This window comes from Streptococcus agalactiae (assembly GCF_949788565.1).
GTDB classification, from domain to species: Bacteria; Bacillota; Bacilli; order Lactobacillales; family Streptococcaceae; genus Streptococcus; species Streptococcus agalactiae.
On record NZ_OX460931.1, the window covers coordinates 1,807,057 to 1,827,609 of the forward strand.

Annotated in this window: 17 protein-coding genes and 1 pseudogene; 5 read left to right on the forward strand and 13 right to left on the reverse strand. The window is 35.6% G+C overall.

Features of this window, described 5'->3' with window-relative positions; translation table 11 throughout:
• Positions 1-192: 192 nt before the first annotated feature.
• The 4 genes from QOR44_RS09165 to QOR44_RS09180 form a co-directional block, all read right to left on the reverse strand.
• Positions 193-2,775 carry a pneumococcal-type histidine triad protein gene (locus tag QOR44_RS09165; protein WP_001080379.1) on the reverse strand — a complete coding sequence of 861 codons (2,583 nt, stop codon included), beginning with the start codon at positions 2,773-2,775 and terminating at the stop codon, positions 193-195.
• A gap of 26 nt (positions 2,776-2,801) precedes the next feature.
• Complete coding sequence (locus tag QOR44_RS09170; protein ID WP_000822452.1) at positions 2,802-3,725, reverse strand: metal ABC transporter solute-binding protein, Zn/Mn family; 924 nt, start codon at positions 3,723-3,725, stop codon at positions 2,802-2,804.
• Positions 3,726-3,979: 254 nt separating this feature from the next.
• Positions 3,980-4,423, reverse strand: coding sequence for a D-aminoacyl-tRNA deacylase (dtd, locus tag QOR44_RS09175; protein WP_000691434.1), 444 nt, complete (start codon positions 4,421-4,423; stop codon positions 3,980-3,982).
• 9 nt (positions 4,424-4,432) lie between these two features.
• Entirely contained in the window at positions 4,433-6,649 is a 2,217-nt protein-coding gene (locus QOR44_RS09180; protein WP_000237872.1) for a RelA/SpoT family protein, read from the reverse strand.
• Between the two features lie 259 nt (positions 6,650-6,908).
• Here QOR44_RS09180 and QOR44_RS09185 point away from each other — a divergent pair, with 259 nt between their 5' ends.
• The 4 genes and pseudogenes from QOR44_RS09185 (at position 6,909) to QOR44_RS09200 (ending at position 11,468) form a co-directional block, all read left to right on the forward strand.
• Positions 6,909-9,311 carry a bifunctional 2',3'-cyclic-nucleotide 2'-phosphodiesterase/3'-nucleotidase gene (locus QOR44_RS09185; protein WP_000033922.1) on the forward strand — a complete coding sequence of 801 codons (2,403 nt, stop codon included), beginning with the start codon at positions 6,909-6,911 and terminating at the stop codon, positions 9,309-9,311.
• A 156-nt stretch (positions 9,312-9,467) separates the two neighbouring features.
• Positions 9,468-9,923 (forward strand): class Ib ribonucleoside-diphosphate reductase assembly flavoprotein NrdI, encoded by a 456-nt coding sequence (gene nrdI / locus QOR44_RS09190; protein WP_001125401.1) that lies wholly within the window; start codon positions 9,468-9,470, stop codon positions 9,921-9,923.
• A 10-nt stretch (positions 9,924-9,933) separates the two neighbouring features.
• The gene (locus QOR44_RS09195) at positions 9,934-10,971 is read left to right on the forward strand and encodes a M42 family metallopeptidase (RefSeq protein WP_000450418.1); all 1,038 of its coding nucleotides are present in this window, start codon (positions 9,934-9,936) and stop codon (positions 10,969-10,971) included.
• Positions 10,971-11,468 (forward strand): annotated as a pseudogene (locus tag QOR44_RS09200) (kinase). The gene QOR44_RS09195 and the pseudogene QOR44_RS09200 overlap by 1 nt, the downstream one beginning before the upstream one ends.
• A gap of 221 nt (positions 11,469-11,689) precedes the next feature.
• Here QOR44_RS09200 and QOR44_RS09205 read toward each other — a convergent pair.
• The 8 genes from QOR44_RS09205 to QOR44_RS09240 form a co-directional block, all read right to left on the reverse strand.
• Positions 11,690-12,727 (reverse strand): extracellular solute-binding protein, encoded by a 1,038-nt coding sequence (locus tag QOR44_RS09205; protein WP_000660658.1) that lies wholly within the window; start codon positions 12,725-12,727, stop codon positions 11,690-11,692.
• Positions 12,728-12,738: 11 nt separating this feature from the next.
• Positions 12,739-13,512: a response regulator transcription factor gene (locus QOR44_RS09210; RefSeq protein WP_000286068.1), complete on the reverse strand. Its 774-nt coding sequence runs from the start codon at positions 13,510-13,512 to the stop codon at positions 12,739-12,741.
• A 3-nt stretch (positions 13,513-13,515) separates the two neighbouring features.
• Positions 13,516-15,165 (reverse strand): sensor histidine kinase, encoded by a 1,650-nt coding sequence (locus QOR44_RS09215; protein WP_001215136.1) that lies wholly within the window; start codon positions 15,163-15,165, stop codon positions 13,516-13,518.
• Positions 15,166-15,302: 137 nt separating this feature from the next.
• Positions 15,303-16,130 carry a PTS system mannose/fructose/sorbose family transporter subunit IID gene (locus QOR44_RS09220; protein ID WP_000841956.1) on the reverse strand — a complete coding sequence of 276 codons (828 nt, stop codon included), beginning with the start codon at positions 16,128-16,130 and terminating at the stop codon, positions 15,303-15,305.
• On the reverse strand, positions 16,127-16,936 hold the full coding sequence (locus QOR44_RS09225) for a PTS mannose/fructose/sorbose/N-acetylgalactosamine transporter subunit IIC (RefSeq protein WP_000605775.1): 810 nt from the start codon (positions 16,934-16,936) through the stop codon (positions 16,127-16,129). The genes QOR44_RS09220 and QOR44_RS09225 overlap by 4 nt, the downstream gene beginning before the upstream one ends.
• 15 nt (positions 16,937-16,951) lie before the next feature.
• Positions 16,952-17,443, reverse strand: coding sequence for a PTS sugar transporter subunit IIB (locus QOR44_RS09230; protein WP_000632641.1), 492 nt, complete (start codon positions 17,441-17,443; stop codon positions 16,952-16,954).
• A 17-nt stretch (positions 17,444-17,460) separates the two neighbouring features.
• Complete coding sequence (locus QOR44_RS09235; RefSeq protein WP_000823122.1) at positions 17,461-17,886, reverse strand: PTS sugar transporter subunit IIA domain-containing protein; 426 nt, start codon at positions 17,884-17,886, stop codon at positions 17,461-17,463.
• Between the two features lie 247 nt (positions 17,887-18,133).
• A complete protein-coding gene (locus QOR44_RS09240) occupies positions 18,134-19,168 on the reverse strand; it encodes an acyltransferase family protein (protein ID WP_000369169.1) in 1,035 nt (344 codons plus the stop codon).
• 51 nt (positions 19,169-19,219) lie between these two features.
• On the opposite strand from QOR44_RS09240, the gene QOR44_RS09245 reads away from it, so the two are divergent.
• Positions 19,220-19,402 carry a hypothetical protein gene (locus QOR44_RS09245; RefSeq protein WP_001866975.1) on the forward strand — a complete coding sequence of 61 codons (183 nt, stop codon included), beginning with the start codon at positions 19,220-19,222 and terminating at the stop codon, positions 19,400-19,402.
• Here QOR44_RS09245 and QOR44_RS09250 read toward each other — a convergent pair.
• Positions 19,397-20,551, reverse strand: a complete 1,155-nt coding sequence (locus QOR44_RS09250; RefSeq protein ID WP_000623426.1) for an ABC transporter permease subunit — start codon at positions 20,549-20,551, stop codon at positions 19,397-19,399. The two genes, QOR44_RS09245 and QOR44_RS09250, sit on opposite strands and share 6 nt — an antisense overlap.
• Between the last annotated feature and the right edge of the window lie 2 nt (positions 20,552-20,553).

The window sequence follows — 20,553 nt, forward strand, 5'->3', positions numbered from 1 at the left end:
AAGTCAAAACAAGAAAACTTCCTCAAACAAAAATACATTAACTCTCTTTTTAAGCGTAAAACAATGGTTGTTCAAAAGAAGAATTAGATATATCATTAAAATCTTCGCACGCTAGAAATCATAACTAAAAAACAAACAAGTACGGTGACTTGTTTGTTTTTAGTTGTCAGCTAAGTTTACTCAACTCTTTTATTATTTCACTTCTGCTAGTGTTTTAATATCAACAAGCACTTTAGAGCCATCTTTTTTAGTAACTTGAACTTGACTACCATTAATATAATTAAAGCTTTCAAAACTTACACTATATTTATTTGATAATTGGATGAGTTGCTTTTCAAAAGATTGTCTATCCATACCATATTTCTTAGCGTTTTGTGCCATTCCTAGTTCATATTCATCTAGCTCTGATTCATCTTCTTGTTTTTCTGGTTCTTCTTCGTCTGAACCTTTATTAACATCATAAAAACCATAGTTGTGAGTTACTTTCCCTGAATCTTCAGGTTCTTCATCTGGAGCATAATTTTTGGCTTTATTGTCTTTATTTGAGCCTTTGTTATGATCACTGTCGTGTCCCCAACCTTTTTCTTTTGGTAATTCATTAGGATGTTCCATGTAGTATTTAATTGTTGAGAAGAGTTGTTGTAATGTATAGCCTTCTGGTGCTTTCCATAAACCACCCTTGTCAAACCATGCCATAGGAACATTATGATAATGATCATGATGAGGAACAATCAATTGATCATCTTCAAATCCAACTGCATATGCCATGTGAGCAGCAATTTTATCAAGCGGTACAATTTTTTCTGGTTTTGCTTGTTTGAATACTTCTGCAGCACTTAAGTTTTTATCACTAGAATTTGATGTTGATTTATTATCAGTTGGTGCAGGACTTGGTTTATCTGTTTTATTAGAGTCCTTTTCTTTATAAATTTCAGCATCTTTACCCCATCCTTCAACTTTAGGACGTTTTTCTGGGTGCATCATGTAATATTTAGCCGTAGCTAAATAGTCTTCTAAAGAATATGTCTTATCTGAATCAGCTAAAAGATCTTTTTCTTCATCAAACCATTTTAATTCCACATAATGGTAATGATCTTTATGAGGAATTACAAATGTACCATTCTTATAGTCTGTCGCTTGTGCAATTCCAAATAATAAATCTTCAGGTTTAACAATTGCTTTTGGTTCAATTGCCTCATAGATTTCTTGAGCTGTTTTACCTGTTTTTGGTTTGTCTTGATTTGCTTCAGATTTTCCTGAAAGAAATTCTTGAGCTGCTTTTAATTCCGACTCTGATAAATCTTTCTTTGGTACCCAATGCTCATGTGTCATATGTGGAATGACATAACCTGTACCTGTATCTTTTTTAATATCTTTGGCATCAAAAATGTAACCATCAGATGTTGTGTATTTACCAGCTTTTTTTGCCTCTTCAATTTCTTGAGCACTGTAGACAATCTGGCTATTTGGTTTGCCTTTACGTTGGTCTTTCGGTGTTACTGCATGGTGTTCTTCCTCTGTGTGAGGTTCCTTATTAGGTTCATGAGAAATATGCTTTGGTTTCTCTGTAGAATTTTTTTTCCCTAATGCATCAATATGATGTCCTCTATGCTCTGCCACCATCCTTGTTGCTTCTAACTCTAATGGAGACATATCCTTATAGTGAATAAAGTGGAAATGATTACCGTGCGGAATAGAAACACCGATTGCTGTGAAAGCATTAACTTGTGCTGGGTCATAAACCAAACCATCACTTTCTACGTGACGAGCAGATAACGGTTGAGCATATAAACGTTTCAACATTTTGTCTAAAGCAGAATCTTTGTTGATTGGTTTGGTTGTAGGTGCATGGTGTTTTGGTGCCGTAGCATGATTACCAGCTGGTTTTGACCAGTGATTTGCGTGAGTGACTCTTGGAATAGAAATAGGGGCATTAGCATGTCTTCCTGTTGATACATTACCGCTTGGTGCACTTGCATGAATGTATGAACTTGAATTTGATGGTTTTGAGCTATTACCTGATCGGCCAGTCTTGCGGTTCCAATATGCTTGTGCGGCTGATAACTCTGATGGAGATAAATCAGCTTTCGGGATATAATGGAAATGATCGCCATGTGGTACTAAAAAGGCATCTCCCATGTCATCAATGACATCTGTTGGACTAAAAACATAACCATCATCTGTAGTATAGCGACCACTAGCTTTCGCTTCACGTACGCTGGCTGATAAAGCTTGAGTTTTTGCACTACTATGCTTTCCTGATTCTCCCTTAGAACCCCCCTTAGACCATTCTTCGCGTTGCTTTTGGATTTGTTCCTTTGTACGAACATTTGTTCGTTTGCTACCTTCTTTAAGATAGAGGTAATACTTACCGTTAACTTTGATAATATAACCATCTTTGACTTCATTAATGACATCAGCTTTATTAAAGACATAGCTAGGGTCTTTCATAATCAATTCTTCACTAATGATGGCATCATATGGCACTTTACCATTGTAATAATGGTAATGGTCTCCATGAGAAGTTACATAACCATCATCAGTAATTTTAACAACGATTTGTTCTGCAGATATGCCTTCTTCTTTACTGATTTGGTCGGGCGTTTTATTTGCAGCTGTTGCTTGTGCTTTGCTATCAGATTTATCTGTTTTCACATAAGAAACACTATTGTCTGATTTTTGGGCATTATAACTACCTAATTGGTAAGCACCTACACCAGTACCAAATAGAGCTACTGATAAAGCACTAATAATAACTGTTTTTTTACGATTCATCCTGCGTCCTTTCTTTATATAACTACCTATTGATTTAACGATTTGACAAGTACCTTAAGATTAGTTTCCAAATTTTCTAAGTAATCTTTATTGTTTTTGGGAACTGCTTCTAAAGGACTTAAACTTGCAATTTTAACTCGAGTAGCTGAAGCTACTGCTTGAGCTAATTTAGGTGAGACTCCTTCTTCAACAAAAATAGTCTTAACCTTATATGTTTTCACAAACTCCTGAATTTCGGCTAATTTTTTAGCACTAGGTTCTTGCTCGGTTGAGACACCTGCAATACCTAACTGAGTCAATCCGTATCGCTTAGCTAAGTATGAGAATGCTGTATGTGAAGTCACAAAGTATTTAGACTTTGCAGCTTTAAATTTTGGCTTATACTTCTCTGCAATAGCCATTGCCTTGTCACTAAATTGATCAGCATTTTTTTGATAAACCTTAGCGTTTTTAGGATCCTTTTTAGCTAATTGTGTAGCGATGAGTTGTGCTTCCTCAGATACTTTTACAGGGTCATTCCAAGTGTGAGGGTCATACAAGGTTGACTCATCTACTCCTTTTTCTGCCTCTACATCTTCTAAGCCATGAACTTTATCCAAAGTCATACCTTTTGAAGCTTCAATTACAGATACTTTAGAGTGATGCAAACTAGGTGCCAAACGTCTCGCCCAAGCTTCTAGTGTGTGCGAATGATAAAGAAATAGATCAGCATCATAAATGGCAGCAACATCACTTGATGAGGGTTCAAAACCATGAATGCCTGACTGTGATCGAATCATTTTAATATCATTCAAATCACCAGAAACTGCTTTTGTAATGGAATATACTGGATAAAAGCTAGTCACGACCGACAAGCCATTTTTTTGCTGGCTCTGTTTAGTACAAGCACATAAGCAAATTAGGGTAACTATTCCGAGAACAAAAATAAGGCTTTTCCGTATCCTTTTCATTAAACCTCCTTTAAAATAAAAAATACTTAACCAGTTAACATTTTAGAGTATTCTTATTTTAGTGTCAACGAAAAACCATAAATCTAATATTTTTCTATTTTTAATATTGTTAAGTGCACTTAATTTCATATCAACAACCTTTATTCATGCCTTTCCAAGCTACAGTAAACCTTTTCATAAACATGCATGGGTTAAGGAGTATAATTAGAACCACAATAAAAAGAGCCAAGCATTTTGCCCAACTCTTTGGTTTTTTATTTATTTTTAGTATCTAAAACGATAGTCACTGGTCCATCATTAATCAGACTGACTTGCATATCAGCTCCAAATTGACCTGTTTCTACCGAAACATGATTTGCTAATTCTTGATTAAAGATATCATAAAACTGATTCGCTTTAACAGGATCAGCTGCCCCAGTAAAAGCTGGACGATTTCCTTTTTTGGTATCTGCAAAGAGTGTAAATTGTGAGATAGATAAGACGCTTCCTTTAATGTCTTGAATTGAAAGGTTCATTTTCCCATCATCATCAGAAAAAATACGCATGCTAGTAATTTTACGAACTGCATAAGCAATATCTTCTGTTGTATCTTCTGGAGCAATCCCAACTAGAAGTACTAAACCCTTCTCAATAGATCCGACTACATCATCTTCAATAGAAACACTTGCTTGACTAACACGTTGAATAATGATTTTCATTTTGCTCTCCTAACCATTCGTACGTTTAACAGAATAAACATCTGGGATAATTTTGATTTTATCAACCACAGTTGTCAATTGTGCTAAATTTGAAATTCCAAAGCTAACATGAATATTAGCAAATTTCATATCTTTTGTTGGTTGTGCATTTACTGTCGATACTAGCTTTGTTGCATTTGATAAGGTTTGAAGGACATCATTAAGGAGGCCACTACGATTCAAACCATAAATATCGATTTCAGCCATGTACTCTTTTTTAGATCCATCATCATCCCACTCAACATCAATCAAACGTTGTTCGTAGTTCTCCTGACTCTTTAAATTTTGACAATCTGAACGATGGATAGCCACGCCTCTACCTTTAGTTATATAGCCTTCAATAAGATCTCCAGGAACAGGATTACAACATTTTGCAATACGCATTAATAAACCTGAAGCTCCTTGAATGATAACACCATTTTCACTCTTAACTTTGAGAACATCACGCTTATCGGTCTTGATTTCGCCACCGTTAATAAGTTCGTCTGCTTCCGCTTTAGCCTTAGCACGTTCCTCCTCACGGCGTTCTTTTTCCGTCAGTTTATTAAAAATACTAATCGGACTCAAATCACCAAAACCTACGGCTGCATACAAAGCTTCCTCACTTTTAACACTGACACGTGGAAGGATTTCTTCAATATGTTTCTTATCTAAATATTTGTTAGGCACATAACCTTGTTCTTGGAAATAATCAACCAGTAATTCTCTACCTTTATTAATAGAAGTTTCTTTATCTTGGTTTTTGAAGAACTGACGAATTTTATTGCGAGCTTTATTGGTCTTAACAATCTTAATCCAATCACGACTTGGTCCAAATGAATTAGGGTTTGTGATAATCTCAACAACATCTCCTGTTTTTAACTTAGCAGTCAATGGAACCATACGTCCATTTACTTTAGCGCCAGTAGCTTTTTCTCCAACTTGCGTGTGAATAGCATAAGCAAAATCAATTGGTCCAGATTCCCTTGGCAATTCCTGAACAGCACCATTTGGGGTAAAAACATAGATGCGTTCTGTAAAGATATCTTCCTTAACAGAGTCAACAAAATCCTTGGCGTCTTTTGATTCATCTTGAAGCTCAACTAATTCTTGAATCCATCCCATACCAACCGATTGCTCTGCTTGATTAACCTTACTGGTGATTCCTTTTTTATAGGCCCAATGGGCTGCAACACCAAACTCGGCAACTTGATGCATTTCTTTAGTTCGAATCTGAATTTCAATTGGCCCTTTAGGTCCATAAACCGTCGTGTGAATAGATTGATAACCATTGGCCTTTGGTGCCGCAATATAATCTTTAAACCTTCCTGGCATAGGACGCCATAACTCATGGATATACCCCACCATGGCATAAACATCACTAGCAGTTTCCATAATACAGCGTATCGCAATTAAATCATAAATCTGATCAAAGCGTTTCTTTTTATCACGCATTTTTCTGTAAATAGAATAAATGTGTTTTGGTCTACCATAAATATCACCATATAAACCCTGTTCCTCAGTATAGGATCTGATTTTATCGACAATTATATCAACCAACTCTTCGCGTTCACGACGTTTTTCACTCATCATATGAGAAATCTTATAAAATTCCGTCTCATTCAAGTAACGAAAAGATAAATCTTCTAATTCCCACTTGATACGACTAATCCCCAAACGATGCGCTAAAGGAGCGTATATTTCCATAGTCTCACGTGAAATACGCTCTTGTTTATCTTTTCTGAGGTGTTTAAGGGTTCTCATATTATGTAAGCGGTCAGCGAGCTTAACCAAAATAACACGGATGTCCTTAGACATAGCCATTAACATTTTACGGTGATTTTCTGCTAACTGTTCTTCATGAGATTTGTACTCAACTTTACCCAATTTTGTTACGCCGTCAATAATATCGCGAACATCCTTGCCAAAATCAGTTTCAATCTCATCAAGGGTAATTTCCGTATCTTCTACAACATCATGTAAAAAACCACAAGCTACCGTAACGGCATCAAGGTGTAAATCTGCAAGAATACCTGCTACTTGAATTGGATGAATAATGTAGGGCTCGCCCGACTTTCTTGCTTGATAATAATGAGCTGCGGTTGCGTAATTTAAGGCAAATTTTACAAAAGCAACATCCGTCTCACTCATGTACTGGGATGTGATTGCAACAACCTCTTCTCCTGTTAAATTAATTTCTTTGACCATAGTTATCCTCTTTAATCATAGTGATAGATTGTACCTATTTTATCACTTTTTAACCTAAAAATAAAAGAAGTTAGAGGCTCAAAAAGAATTAAATACCAAGTAAATGTGTCTCACCAAGTTATCCTTTATAAATAAACGATTATTTTTGGTGTAATCACCAAAAATAATTCGTAAATGAGATTGATTAAACGTTTTCAATAAGCTATAATAGTTTTTAGATTAGGATAATATACATGTAATGTTTTAATGGAGGAGATTTATGTCAAAACATTATTTTTCAAAAAGCGTATTCGCTTTAACTGTCTTAACAGCTACAGCAACAAGTGGTTTAGCTGTTCAAGCAGAAGACATTGTTACAACACCAAGTTCAACCGCTACAAAGGTTGAATCAACTACCCCCACTAGCACAATTGCAGAGGAAAAGTCAAACGTTACTTCTACTCCAACTGCAATAACTGATGCTTCAACAGCCACAAGCACAAATACCACTGCCAATAATCAAAATCCACAGCCTGTTGCCACAGAAACCACAACTGGTGATCTCAAACCTATTGAAGGTGAAAAAGTTGACCTTCGCATCATGTCAACCACAGACCTACACACCAATTTAGTTAACTATGATTATTATCAAGATAAAGAATCTCAAAAAATAGGGTTAGCAAAAACTGCTGTCCTTATTGAAGAAGCAAAAAAAGAAAATCCTAATACCGTCTTAGTTGATAACGGAGATGTCATTCAAGGGACACCTTTAGGAACTTATAAAGCAATCGTTAAACCTGTCGCAGAAAATGAAGAACATCCTATGTACCAAGCCATGAATGCTCTTGGTTATGATGCATCAACACTAGGTAATCATGAGTTTAATTACGGTTTAGATTACCTCAAAAAAATCATTGCTACAGCCAACCTTCCAATCCTCAACGCAAATGTTTTGGATTTCAAAACACATCAACCAGTTTTTAAAACTTATGACATCATTACTAAAACCTTCAAAGATTCAACAGGAAGATCTGTTGCACTAAATATTGGAATTACAGGAATTGTACCTCCTCAAATCTTAAACTGGGACAAGGCTAACCTAGAGGGAAAGGTTATTGTCAAAGATTCAGTTAAAGCAATCGAAGAAATCGTTCCTACTATGCGTGCTAAAGGAGCAGATGTCATTCTCGTTTTATCACACTCTGGCATTGGAGATGATCGATATGAAGAAGGTGAAGAAAACGTTGGCTATCAAATTGCCAGCATCAAGGGAGTGGATGCCGTCGTTACGGGACACTCACACGCTGAATTTCCATCAGGTAACGGTACGGGCTTCTATGAAAAATACACTGGAGTTGATGGTATCAACGGAAAAATAAATGGAACACCTGTTACAATGGCAGGCAAGTACGGAGATCATCTTGGTATTATTGATTTAGGACTTAGTTATACTAATGGAAAATGGCAAGTCTCCGAAAGTAGTGCTAAAATCCGTAAAATTGATATGAACTCAACAACTGCTGACGAGCGTATCATTGCATTGGCTAAGGAAGCACACGATGGCACTATCAACTATGTTCGCCAACAAGTAGGTACAACAACTGCGCCAATTACAAGTTACTTTGCACTAGTTAAAGATGACCCTTCAGTTCAAATTGTTAACAACGCTCAACGTTGGTACGTTGCAAATGAATTGAAAGGAACACCTGAGGCAAATTTACCACTTCTATCTGCTGCAGCACCATTTAAAGCTGGAACACGTGGCGATGCTACCGCATATACTGATATTCCAGCTGGACCTGTTGCAATTAAAAACGTAGCTGATCTTTACCTTTATGATAATGTTACTGCACTTTTAAAAGTGACCGGAGCAGACTTACGTGAATGGTTAGAAATGTCCGCTGGTCAATTTAACCAAATTGACCCTAACAATAAAGCACCGCAAAATATTATCAATACCGAATATCGTACCTATAATTTTGACGTTATTGACGGCTTGACTTATAAATTTGATATTACACAACCTAATAAATACAATAAAGATGGAAAAGTTGTTAATAGTCAAGCTAGTCGAGTACGCGATTTAATGTACAATGGTAAGCCTGTTGCAGACAAACAAGAGTTTATGATTGTGACCAATAACTACCGTGCTAGTGGTACCTTCCCTGGGGCTAAAAATGCCACAATGAACCGTTTGCTGAACTTAGAAAATCGCCAAACTATTATCAACTATATTATTTCAGAGAAAACCATCAATCCTACAGCTGATAATAACTGGGGCTTCACAGAGTCTATTAAAGGCCTTGATTTACGATTCCAAACAGCCGATAAAGCTAAAAATCTTGTTACTAATAGCAAGGATATTCAGTATATCGCTAGTTCTACCAAAGATGAAGGATTTGGTGATTATCGATTTGTCTATACTGAACAAGAAAAAGTAGACCTTACTGAGCCATCACATCAAGAAAAGTTAAGCCAAATAGAGAAACAAAAAATTCACCACATGGTTGCAACTGCTTATACAAAAGCAAAAGCTTCTCCAAATATCGCAGACACTATCTATACACAACAGAAAGAAAAAACATTACCTAAAACTGGACAAGAAAAACAATCTTATCTGGCTTTCTTTGGTGTCGCAATACTTGGACTCGTGGGAAGTTTACTTAAAAAGAAACAAATATAGTCATCACTAAAAACTGAGGCCAATCAACCTCAGTTTTTAGTCTCAACAATAGATTTTCTCTCTAAATAGTCAGATATTGAGATACCACTCTAGCTTGTTTATCTGACATGATTTTGCTAAACTGATAACAAGAAATTTAGATTTAAGGAGTACTAAATGCCTAAATTAACCCTAGTCTATATCAGTCTTAGCGGCAATACTCAAAGCTTTGTCAAACGTCTTAGTGAACAACTGTCAACTTGGCATAACTGTCAGGTTTCGACTATTAATATCAAGGAACAAAATCATCAAACCTTTCCTGTTGACCAACCTTTCGTAGCACTATTACCCACTTACCTCGAGGGAGGAAATGGCATTGACAATGGCGATCAAGAAATTCTTACCATTCCACTTGGTGATTTTATAGCTGCACACAATAATGTCAAAAATTGTATCGGAATTGTTGGCTCTGGAAATAGAAATTTTAACAATCAGTACTGTTTAACTGCAAAACAATACTCTGAACGGTTTGGGTTTCCTATGTTAGGAGACTTTGAATTGCGAGGAACTTCTAGCGACGTTGAACGTATCGCAAATATTATCGTTGAAACATTATCGAACTTTAAAGCCTAAAGGAAATAGTATGGAAACAACATTAAACTACATTAAAACCCTGACATCAATCCCTTCACCAACAGGGTTTACCCAAACAATCATGACCTATATCATCAAAGAATTGGAAGCGTTTGGCTACTCACCAATTCGCACAAACAAGGGAGGCGTCATGGTTTCTCTAAAAGGAAAAAATGATACTAAACATCGCATGATAACTGCTCACCTTGATACACTTGGTGCTATGGTTAGGGCCATCAAACCAGATGGTCGGTTAAAAATTGACCTTATTGGTGGATATACATACAATGCCATTGAAGGAGAAAACTGTACTATACACCTCTCAAAAAATGGTAAAGAAATTTCTGGAACTGCTCTTATTCATCAAACTAGTGTCCATGTTTACAAAGACGCTGGAACTGCTGAACGTAATCAAACAAATATGGAAATTCGTTTAGATGAGAAAGTAACAACTGCTGACGAAACACGTGCTTTAGGCATCCAGGTCGGTGATTTCATTTCATTTGATCCGCGTACAATCATAACAGACAGCGGCTTTATTAAATCACGTTACCTAGATGACAAGGTATCCGCTGGTATCCTAATGGAACTTCTTTCTGTTTACAAGAAAGAAGACATTCAACTTCCTTATACTACTCATTTCTACTTTAGTGCCTTTGAAGAGCTAGGACATGGAGCAAATTCAAGCATTCCAAATGAAACTGTAGAATATCTAGCAGTTGATATGGGAGCTATGGGAGACGATCAAGAAACTGACGAATATACTGTCTCTATCTGTGTTAAAGATGCTTCTGGTCCTTATCATTATGAATTACGTCAACATCTTGTTTCTCTAGCTGAAAACAATAATATTCCTTATAAACTTGATATTTATCCTTATTATGGTAGTGACGCCTCCGCTGCCATGCGTGCTGGTGCGGAAGTTAAACACGCGCTACTTGGTGCAGGTATTGAATCTAGTCATTCTTATGAACGTACCCATATCGATTCTATTCAAGCAACTGAACTCTTAGTGGATGCCTATCTCAAAAGCAATATGGTGAACTAATGGTAGCCACGCTCATTATTATCAGGGGAAATTGAGCTAGCGGAAAGTCTACAATAGCTAAACAACTTCAAGCCAAATTAGGGGAAGATACCCTTCTCTTATCTCAGGATTACCTTCGTAGAGAGATGTTAGGAACTAAGGATGGTGAAAATACTACTACCATTCCCCTTTTGATCAATTTACTAAATTATGGTTACCATAACTGTTCCTACATCATCCTTGAAGGCATACTTCGTTCTGATTGGTATACGCCTGTTTGGAAACATATTTTAAAACATAACCCCAACAATACTTATGCTTATTACTATGATTTAAGCTTTTAAGAAACTGTTAAAAGACATTCAACTCGACTTAAATCTTTAGAATTTGGAGAAGATTCTCTTGCAAGATGGTGGCTTGAGAAAGACTTCTTAAAAGAGATACCTGAAAAAATATTAACAAAATCTATGAGTTTAGAGGATGTCAAAAAACTTATAATGACCGACGTTTTACCTTAACATTATTGTACGCACTATAAACAATAATGACTTCTTATCATTGGAGTATATTGCCCATGGATACAGTGATTGACCTCTTATTTATTATCGTTCCCATTATAGCCGGATTTCTGGCATGCATTAGTCTTTATCGTTATTGGAAAAAAGATTTCGAAAGCGACGAGGACGATGATTAAACTCCTCGGAATCAATGATTCCGAGGAGTTTTTCTATATTCTCATTTAATCAGCATTTCTACGAATACGATTATAGGTTTTAAGGATTTGGCCCTTATGCTTAGTGACATAGCGATAATCTTCTTTAAGAGTAGCAATATCCTTTAAAGCTTTCATGCCATTACTCGTTTGGGCATCTTTACGAATAGGTCGGTTACTCGTTGACTGCCCAAAGGCATTTTGAACATCTAAAGAAAGCATAAAATTAATAAATAACTTTGCTTCTTTCATAGAAGGAGCATTCTTTATAATTGCAACCGAAGATGGGACAAAAACTGTCCCTTCTGTCGGATACACAATAGAAACATTGGCACCACTTTTTTGCAAATTGACACTAGGGTCTTCGTAAGTCAGCCCCACAATCATTTTGCCTTCTGCAACTGATTGATAAACTTCTGAAGAGCTAGAAGATTTGATAGCATTAATATTATGTTGTAGCTTTTTAACATAGTTCCACGCTTTTGGATTGGTGTAACCACCCTTTGCCAAGAGTATATTGGTGAGTTGTGAGAAAGCACTAGAGGAAGTATTCGGATCTGCAAAGGCAATTTTACCTTTTAAGGAAGGCTGTAATAAATCTTCATAACTCTTGATGGTAAGTCCCTTAGCTAATTCGTTATTTACAATCAAGACACTCCCATTTATAGTATAAGGTGTCGCCGTATCACTTGGATGGATATAGTCTGGAATAACAGTATGAACATTCTTTGATACGTAAGACTCAAACAATGCCTTATGACTTTCAAATTGCGTATAATTTCCTCCAAAGAAAACATCCGCCTTTAACTGCTTACCCTCCTTACTTAATCTATCTATTAGTTGCCCTGTCCCACCTTGAATAAGCTTAACTTTTATACCGTATTTTTCCTCAAAAGCTGGAATCGTTCCTGTTAAAATGGCTTGACTATTTGGACTTAGAATAACTAATTCTTTTGGTGGAAGTAGTTTAGAAGGCTGGCTAATACTGTATGTAAAAACACTTATAAAAATAATGGGAACAACCAGTAGTATATAAATAAGCCTTTTCGACTGTTTTTCTTTCATCTTTCACCTACCTAATCCATCTGTTTAAAAATATGTTCTTCCTTAAACGCTTTTACTGTCTGACCCAAGTACTTTTTAAAAACCCTATCAAAATAACGATAATCATAAATACCAACAGCTTCTGCAATTTGGTAAACCATTAGGTCTGGTTCTCTAAACATCAACTGAATGGCTTGATTAATACGATATTGATTTATATAATCACTCAAAGTTATATGAAGGTGCTTTTTAGTGACTGTGTAAAGATAACTTTCACTGTAACCTAAATCGTGAGCTAACTGGCTAATCACAATTTTCCCATGAAAATGGCTATGAATCCATGCTAGCATATCTTTAATAACTTCAGGAACTTGGTCATTAGCTTGTGGTAGAGGTAAATACAATTCTGTATGCTCTTGTAGGTGCTTCTCCTTATGTTCCTCAATTCTAGCCATAATTGTTTTTAAACAATCAATCAAAGCTTGCTTTTCTAGTGGTTTTGTTAAAAATTCAAGAACGCCATAGTGAATAGCTGATTGCGCATTTGGAAAATCAGCATAGCCAGATAAAATAATTTTGGCATAAGATTGTCCTTTGGTTGCCTCAAACATATCGAATGCTGTCATAATTGGCATATTAATATCACTTAAAACAATGTCTGGCTGCTCTTCCTGAATTAATTGAGCTCCTTCTTTACCATCTTTTGCTTCACCAACCACTAAAATATTCAATGATTGATAATCAATAGCATAGCGTAACCACTTACGAATAAGGTGCTCATCCTCAACGATAAGTAATCTATACATAACTCACTCCTTTACTATATAGCTAACTCGAAAAGCATCATCTGTCTTCGTAAACTCTAACAATACTGTTGAAAATTGATATTGTAATCGTCTATAAGAATTAATAAGCCCATGATGCGAGTGAGTTGATCTTAACATTGTACGTATGGCTTTTTGCCTAGCCAAACTAATACCTGATCCATTATTTGAAACAGTAAACCAAATTCCATCACTATCTTGCCAAATATCTATGTTTATTGCTACATCATGACGTTCTTTTAAGCCATATTTAATAGCATTCTCAATTAGCGGTAACAAGAAAAGTTTTGGTACACGCATGTGTTCAAGTTCAGGGGATACTGAAATAGTGTAAGTTAATTCTTCAAATCTCACTTGATTAATCAAGAGGTAGGATTCAATGATTGCTAAATCATCCTTAAGCACAGCTGCCTCTGTGCTACCACTAAGGCTATAGCGCAATAATTTTGTTAGTTGTATAACGATTCTTTCTGTTAATTGTGAATCATAGTGACTGGTTATTAAAATTGTCTCAAGGGTATTATAAAGGAAGTGAGGATTAAACTGAGCTTCTAACATCCTCTTTTCAAACAGCAACTTTTGTGTTTCCAAATCGAGAGTTTTCTCATGTAAATCTTTTAACCGTGAAACCATCTGATTGATTTGAACAGATAGATATTGAAATTCATCTTGACTATCAAGCTCAATACTAGATTTTTCTTGGCGGGAAATGGCATCCATATCTAGCACCATTTGATTTATGGCGCTAGAATTTTTTACTGCGATGCGATCGGCTAGAACTCTAGATTTTCGTCGTAAAATTACAAAAATAATAACTGATGATACTAGAGAAAAAAGGACGACCAGAGTTACTGGTATCAGGGGACGATACATGTAAAGTAGGATATTGTCTTGCAGAGCTACTTTCCTAACAACAAAAGCTCGATGATCGTGAAAACTAAAATATCTAGTTAAGAATTGACTATCTACCTTATCTAAACTAGAGGAGATAAAATCACGATTAGTAAAAGTAAAGCTATTATTTAGCTGATCGGCAATAATCAAGTCTGAGTTAATAGCCTTCGTTGGAAGTAAAAAGTCTTTCCCATTCATCAATAAAAAGGCATAACCTGAAACTTTTTTATTAACTATAATTGGCTTAATGAGTGCAAGGTAATGCCCTCCCTCACTATCTACAATAATTTTTAGTAGCCTTTGATTTATTTTAGCCTTATCTAAAACTTCACTAATGTAAATAGACTTACTAAAAAAATTACCTAAATGTGAATTACTAGCAAACAAAAGTTCTTGATTAGGTGAGAATACTAAAAGTTCTGTTTGACTTTGTAAATGATTCCTTAAATGATAATATTGCTTACTCAAATCAGCACTTCCTAAGTGTCCTGAGACAAATGGTTTCAAACTATTTTTACCTAAGTCATCTAATAAGGTATCATGTTTTTGAATCAATTGCTTATAACTATAGGAAACTGAATTAACATCTTTATAAAGGCCTATCTGCTGAGGCGCTAAAGAAAAAAGGACGAAAAGTGCAATCAATAACAAGGATAAAATTAAAGACTGGCGGGAAAAATGTTTAGAGATATCATCTTGTAGTCGTTTCTTAAAGCGTTCTTCCATTCTATATCCTCTCATTTCCATCTCCTTTTATTATAGCAAATAGCTATCCAATAAAGATAGTCAACTCCTTTCATACAATAACTTTCAAAAGAAAAAAAGATAAGCTAAACAAGTATCGTCTTGTTCCACTTACCTTTAATGCTAGGAGATTATTAGCAAATACCTAAGAGACCAAGTACAATACCTAACACCATAATACCAAACATGATCCAGTTGATATTGACTTTTTTACGTAGAAGCCAGAAGGCTAATATCGTTACCAACAGTGGCACTACGCCAATAAATAATTGGTCAAGGTAACTTTGTATGGAAGCTGCTTCCTTAGCTCCTTTAGCTGCTACCGTTAAGATTGTCTTGAATTTAACATTTGAAGCAGTCATTGAGCCTACCATCATTAAACCAAGCATACTTGAAGTCTTAGTAACAATTTTAATACCACCTGATTCATACAATTTTTTGATAAACCCTGCACCTACAGAGTAACCTCCATAGAGACTATAATAATGAATCAGAAAAGCTGGAATGTTATACAAGAGTAGAAAGACAACAGCTCCCATGGCTGAGCCTGTACTTGCCAAGGAGATACCGATACCTGCCGCAATAACCCTTAGAATTCCCCAAAAGAATGAATCACCAACGCCAGATATAGGTCCCATCAAAGAAGCCTTAACTGCGGTGATGGCACTAGCATCAAAATCAGGATCTTCACTGTTTTTCTTTTCCATAGATGCAACAAGACCCATAATAAAATTGTTAATGTGCATGGTGGCATTAAACCATGTTGTATGACGGACCAGTGCCTCTGCTTTATCCTTATCAGTCTTATAAAAACGATTGATGACTGGTAGTAAAGTATAAATAACCCCTACTGCGTGGTATTGTGTTGCCCCAGTACGACTAGCATTCATCGTCCATGAGCGCCAGAAGACTGAGCGAAGCATTTTACGGTCTTCTTTAGTCAAATTATCCTGTGATTTCATGCGAAGAAGTCCTCCTCTTCTGATTCTTTAGAGTCAAAGGTTGTCTGTTTACTGATCGCACCTCTAGTAATTGCGTCTAATTCTATATCACGTTGTGAACTAATGACGCAAATAACTGCTCCTAGGGCAGCAACTGCAACCGCTGGTAATTTTAAATAAGCTGTTAAAACAAAACCAAGCAAGTAAAAAACAGCTAATTTATTTGTCCATAATAATTTCATCAGCATAGCAAAACCAACAGCTGGAAGGAGGCCTCCCGCCGCACTTAAGCCATTCATCAGGTTTTGAGGAATATGATGGACAAAACTATTAACAGGCCCACTACCTACTAAAATACCAATGAAAGAAATAGAAGCGATAATGAGATAGTAAATAATCCATGTACCATAGTGAAGCATCACAAGTTTACCTTGATGGTTTGCGGCTGCAGCTTTATCCACCATCGGTGCAAAGATATTCATGAAGACGTTTTTCAAAAACATAACAACAAATGCTGCCAACATTCCAATCGGAACAGCTAGAGTCATTGCTGCTTTTTGATCAATGTTTGAAATAATGGTAAAAGTTGTTGCCATCGCTGTTGCTGTTACTGGCTCTGCTGCAATAACACCCCCAATATTAACATTTCCCAAAAATAGCGCTTCTAGGGAGGCTCCCATTAAGATACCAACCTTAATATCACCTAGTAGCATTCCTGTTACAAGACCAACTACAAGTGGTCTCTCCATCATACTTTGACCTGTTAAGTAATTTCCCCCAAAACAAATCAATACAGCTAAAGCTGCCATCGTCGCTGGCATTATCATATGTCATACCTCACTTTATTTGACTAGCTGACTCAAGTTAACCTTAGTATTTGAAGGCAATACTTGGTTAAAGACGTCTAAATCTGGTAAGCTGGCTAATTCTTTTGCGGCTTCCAACTCTTCTGGATTTAATAAGAGACTTGATGTTAGTTTGACTTTTGTAGCTGGATCAGACTTATCAAAGCGTCCTACATTAGCGACGTTTACTGCTTCTAAATCAGTTATATTTTTAGCAATTGTACAGGCATCTTTAACAGAATTGACAATCACAAAAATACGCTTGTCAGTTGCGCGTGGATCTTTAAATAGAGCTATTGATTCTTCAACTGAACGGATTAATAATTTCATGCCATTAGGCACAGCCATTTTAAGAGTCATCTGTGTGATTTCATTTTTTGCAGCTTCATCATTAGCCACCACTAAAAGTGGTGCATTTAATTCTTTAGTCCATACAACTGCCACTTGCCCGTGAATCAAACGGTCGTCAACACGAATTTGAGTAATCATTTTTTTCCTCCTAATTATTAATCGAAAAAGTCATCTTCTGAACCCGCTTTAAAGCTGAGATCTACCAGCTGCACTTGAGATTCATTGATAACGGTTACAATTTCTTCTTTAGTTAATTCCTCTTCAGGTTTCAAAAATAGTAATGACAACAAGGTCGCTAAATTGCTATTCGTTATTAAAAAAACATTATTTTTCCCACTATTCATTACAGCAGTCGCCATTTTCTGATTAACGCTGCCACCTAACAAATCTGTAAAAATAAGCCCCTGTTCATCTGGTGCAATCTCATCAATAAATTCTACAATAGACTTGGTATAGTCACTATCATCAATGTAAGCATCTATTGTCTGAATCTCTTGTCCCTTGCCTGTCAGAATATCAATAGAACTCTGCAACCCACTCGCAAGTTTTCCGTGACTGCCAATTAGGAATTTCCGCTTCATCTTTCTCCTCCTATTTATTACATTACCCTAAATTAGTTCTGAAAGTTTTATCAATACTTTGAATAAGATAACCTTTACTATCATTCTAACAAATGAAAGCGGTTTAAAAAATGGACTATTCTACTCTATGTGTGGACTATTCTATATAATTAATTTTTAAAAACAGAACAATAAAAAGGTCATGTATCCTAATAGTTTACACAACCTTTACATCACTATAACTTTAAACTTTCTCTTATATGAATCACTATTTCGAAAGAGATAATGGAATAATTTTTTGATAGGGTATCTTATTAACAACCTTTATTATGAGTAGAGCACAAGCATGTGTTAATGCCAAGGTTATCACAAAAATCACTTTTCCTTGATGGTGTGCAACTAAGGAAGTTGATTTTAAACAGTAAGACACTATGCCAATAAAAAGAGGGTGAAGGAAGAAATAATAGACACTCAACTGCTTTAAAGGACTTAAACGATAGTCCTTAAACAGTGATGTACGTATACTCCAGTTAAATAAGAATACTGCACATAAAGGAGCTAATAAGAAGAAATTTTTATCCAACCCTTGATTAAAATAAATAAGAACATTCTCTAAAGCTAGAAGTAAAAGGAAGAGGATATACTTAAGACCACGCGATTTGGTAAATAGGTCAGTATTAAAATAATCATAGAGTAAATATCCTGCTAGAAGATAAACTGGAGTGTAAAATAATCCGTTTCGTGTTGTCTGAAAAATTGACATATAAGTGGACATCAGGGGATAAAATTTTGTTGACTGTACAAAGACAGAATAGGTCTCTACTGCTCCAATACAATAGAGTACAACAACTGTGATAAATGTCCCCCTAGTTCCTACATACTTCAATAATCCTTGAATAATGAACCAACCTAGAATAACAGCAGGGATGTACCAAAGAGTATGTGACATACCCAAATACAAAAATGCCACAATAAAACCCGGCAGCAAATAGATCTTCGCTATATTTAGAGATTCAAAAAAGAAATAACCATAAGGCAAATAAATGATAGTCCACATGCTATACTTTTTAATCAGTTTACGAAAGTAGGAGTGATTACACAAACCTTGCTGTATACGACCTCTCAAAAAAAAAGCAGTACAAATCAAAAAATAAGGAACAGCCATCCGACCTAGGAAACTTTTAAAGGTAAAATGAATGACATCCTGACTAAATAACCTTCCACTATGAACTAAAATGACCAGTATGGAAAAAAGGTATTGTAGCAAGCTAATCATTGATGTATTATGCTGCTTATTATCCACGCACTTACTTCTCTTCATCCTTAACATTACTTTCTATAAGTTATCATTACTATGATACCAATCTCTTCAGAAGAATATCTCAATTATCCCAAAAAGTCATTGAAACGCCTTAAATGGTATCTGATAATTATTGTTAATACCTTATCAACCATATTAGGAAATAAAAAAGCTGATTTCGCAAAAGAAAATCAGCTTAGAATAATTTCTTGTTCAGATAACCAGTGGGAACTATAAACTTCTTCGTCGCATTAAACGATAGGTATAAGCTATCAATAACACTGCAATTAACATACGTAGACTGATCAGACAGATTTCATTAGCAGAAAAACTATCAAAGAAAAAGCCAGGACTACCATTACGTGATAATTTTAAAAGTAAAGCTGAAGTGTCTGTCGTTGATACTGAGAAAATAGTTAATAACTTGTTTATCACACCTTTATTAAACATAGCCATTAAAAAGCTAGGAGCAAAAAAGGCAAGCGTTGAAACAGCAAAAGATGTTAATGGCGAATTTGTGATACTTGATATAAAGAAATTAAGACTGGCTATAAAAAGGAGTCCAACAAATTGTAAGACAATAATATGAACAAAAGCAGTTGATATTGTCATAGGTACAGGAAATCCCATAATATTAGCCAAAGGTGATGTCCAGTATAAATTCAGTTGAACGCTTGTCTCCCAACCACTAAAACCAAAATAATCTGCAAATACCGTCAGAATGAGGGCATATGCTAGGATAAATGTGGAAATACCGATGGTCATTGTACTAGCTAACTTAGCCCAGGTCAACTGACCACGTCCATACCGAGTCGTCAGTAGTATAGGATTAATCTTCTTAGCCCTATCTCCTGAAAAAAGAGGAGCTGATAAGAATAGAGTAAATAAGACAATTAAAATATAAGTACTATTACTTACTTCGAAAAGTTGATTCCAAGGAGCAAAGTTACCTAACTTTAGTTGTTTTAGTGGTAGCGCAGAACCCAACTGTTTTTGATCTTTAATATTTATTTTATTAAAATCAATTGTTTTATCATCTTTCAATTGGTTATAGTAAATTAAAAAATCACGATCAAAAGTGTCTGCCACATAATAACTAAAAACATCAAATATAGGGGGGCGTCCTGCTGGTGGATTAACATAGTTTTTAATAATATTTGTTACTCGTTCTTCAGATAAATCCCCTGAATATTTTTCAGCTATTCTACGATTAATGGCAACCGCTTCTCGACCATGTATTTTATCTGCAGAATAGCCACTAATTTGCCCAACAAAAAAATGCTGGTAAAATAGACCAAAAATAGCAAGAAGGAAGATAATAAAAGCCCCCAATGCTGCCTTACGTTGTAGAAGTTTTTTTAATTCAAAAGGAAAAATTGATATCATCT

Coding starts and splice junctions, on each gene's coding strand:
- QOR44_RS09210 (WP_000286068.1), bottom strand. CDS start 13,512: ATGTATAGATTACTTATCGTTGAGGATGAGCACCTTATTCGTAAGTGG.
- QOR44_RS09215 (WP_001215136.1), bottom strand. CDS start 15,165: ATGAGAGGATATAGAATGGAAGAACGCTTTAAGAAACGACTACAAGAT.
- nrdI (WP_001125401.1), top strand. CDS start 9,468: ATGCCTAAATTAACCCTAGTCTATATCAGTCTTAGCGGCAATACTCAA.
- QOR44_RS09220 (WP_000841956.1), bottom strand. CDS start 16,130: ATGAAATCACAGGATAATTTGACTAAAGAAGACCGTAAAATGCTTCGC.
- QOR44_RS09165 (WP_001080379.1), bottom strand. CDS start 2,775: ATGAATCGTAAAAAAACAGTTATTATTAGTGCTTTATCAGTAGCTCTA.
- QOR44_RS09235 (WP_000823122.1), bottom strand. CDS start 17,886: ATGAAGCGGAAATTCCTAATTGGCAGTCACGGAAAACTTGCGAGTGGG.
- QOR44_RS09180 (WP_000237872.1), bottom strand. CDS start 6,649: ATGGTCAAAGAAATTAATTTAACAGGAGAAGAGGTTGTTGCAATCACA.
- QOR44_RS09205 (WP_000660658.1), bottom strand. CDS start 12,727: ATGAAAGAAAAACAGTCGAAAAGGCTTATTTATATACTACTGGTTGTT.
- QOR44_RS09225 (WP_000605775.1), bottom strand. CDS start 16,936: ATGATAATGCCAGCGACGATGGCAGCTTTAGCTGTATTGATTTGTTTT.
- QOR44_RS09250 (WP_000623426.1), bottom strand. CDS start 20,551: ATGATATCAATTTTTCCTTTTGAATTAAAAAAACTTCTACAACGTAAG.
- QOR44_RS09170 (WP_000822452.1), bottom strand. CDS start 3,725: ATGAAAAGGATACGGAAAAGCCTTATTTTTGTTCTCGGAATAGTTACC.
- QOR44_RS09195 (WP_000450418.1), top strand. CDS start 9,934: ATGGAAACAACATTAAACTACATTAAAACCCTGACATCAATCCCTTCA.
- QOR44_RS09185 (WP_000033922.1), top strand. CDS start 6,909: ATGTCAAAACATTATTTTTCAAAAAGCGTATTCGCTTTAACTGTCTTA.
- QOR44_RS09245 (WP_001866975.1), top strand. CDS start 19,220: ATGATACCAATCTCTTCAGAAGAATATCTCAATTATCCCAAAAAGTCA.
- dtd (WP_000691434.1), bottom strand. CDS start 4,423: ATGAAAATCATTATTCAACGTGTTAGTCAAGCAAGTGTTTCTATTGAA.
- QOR44_RS09230 (WP_000632641.1), bottom strand. CDS start 17,443: ATGATTACTCAAATTCGTGTTGACGACCGTTTGATTCACGGGCAAGTG.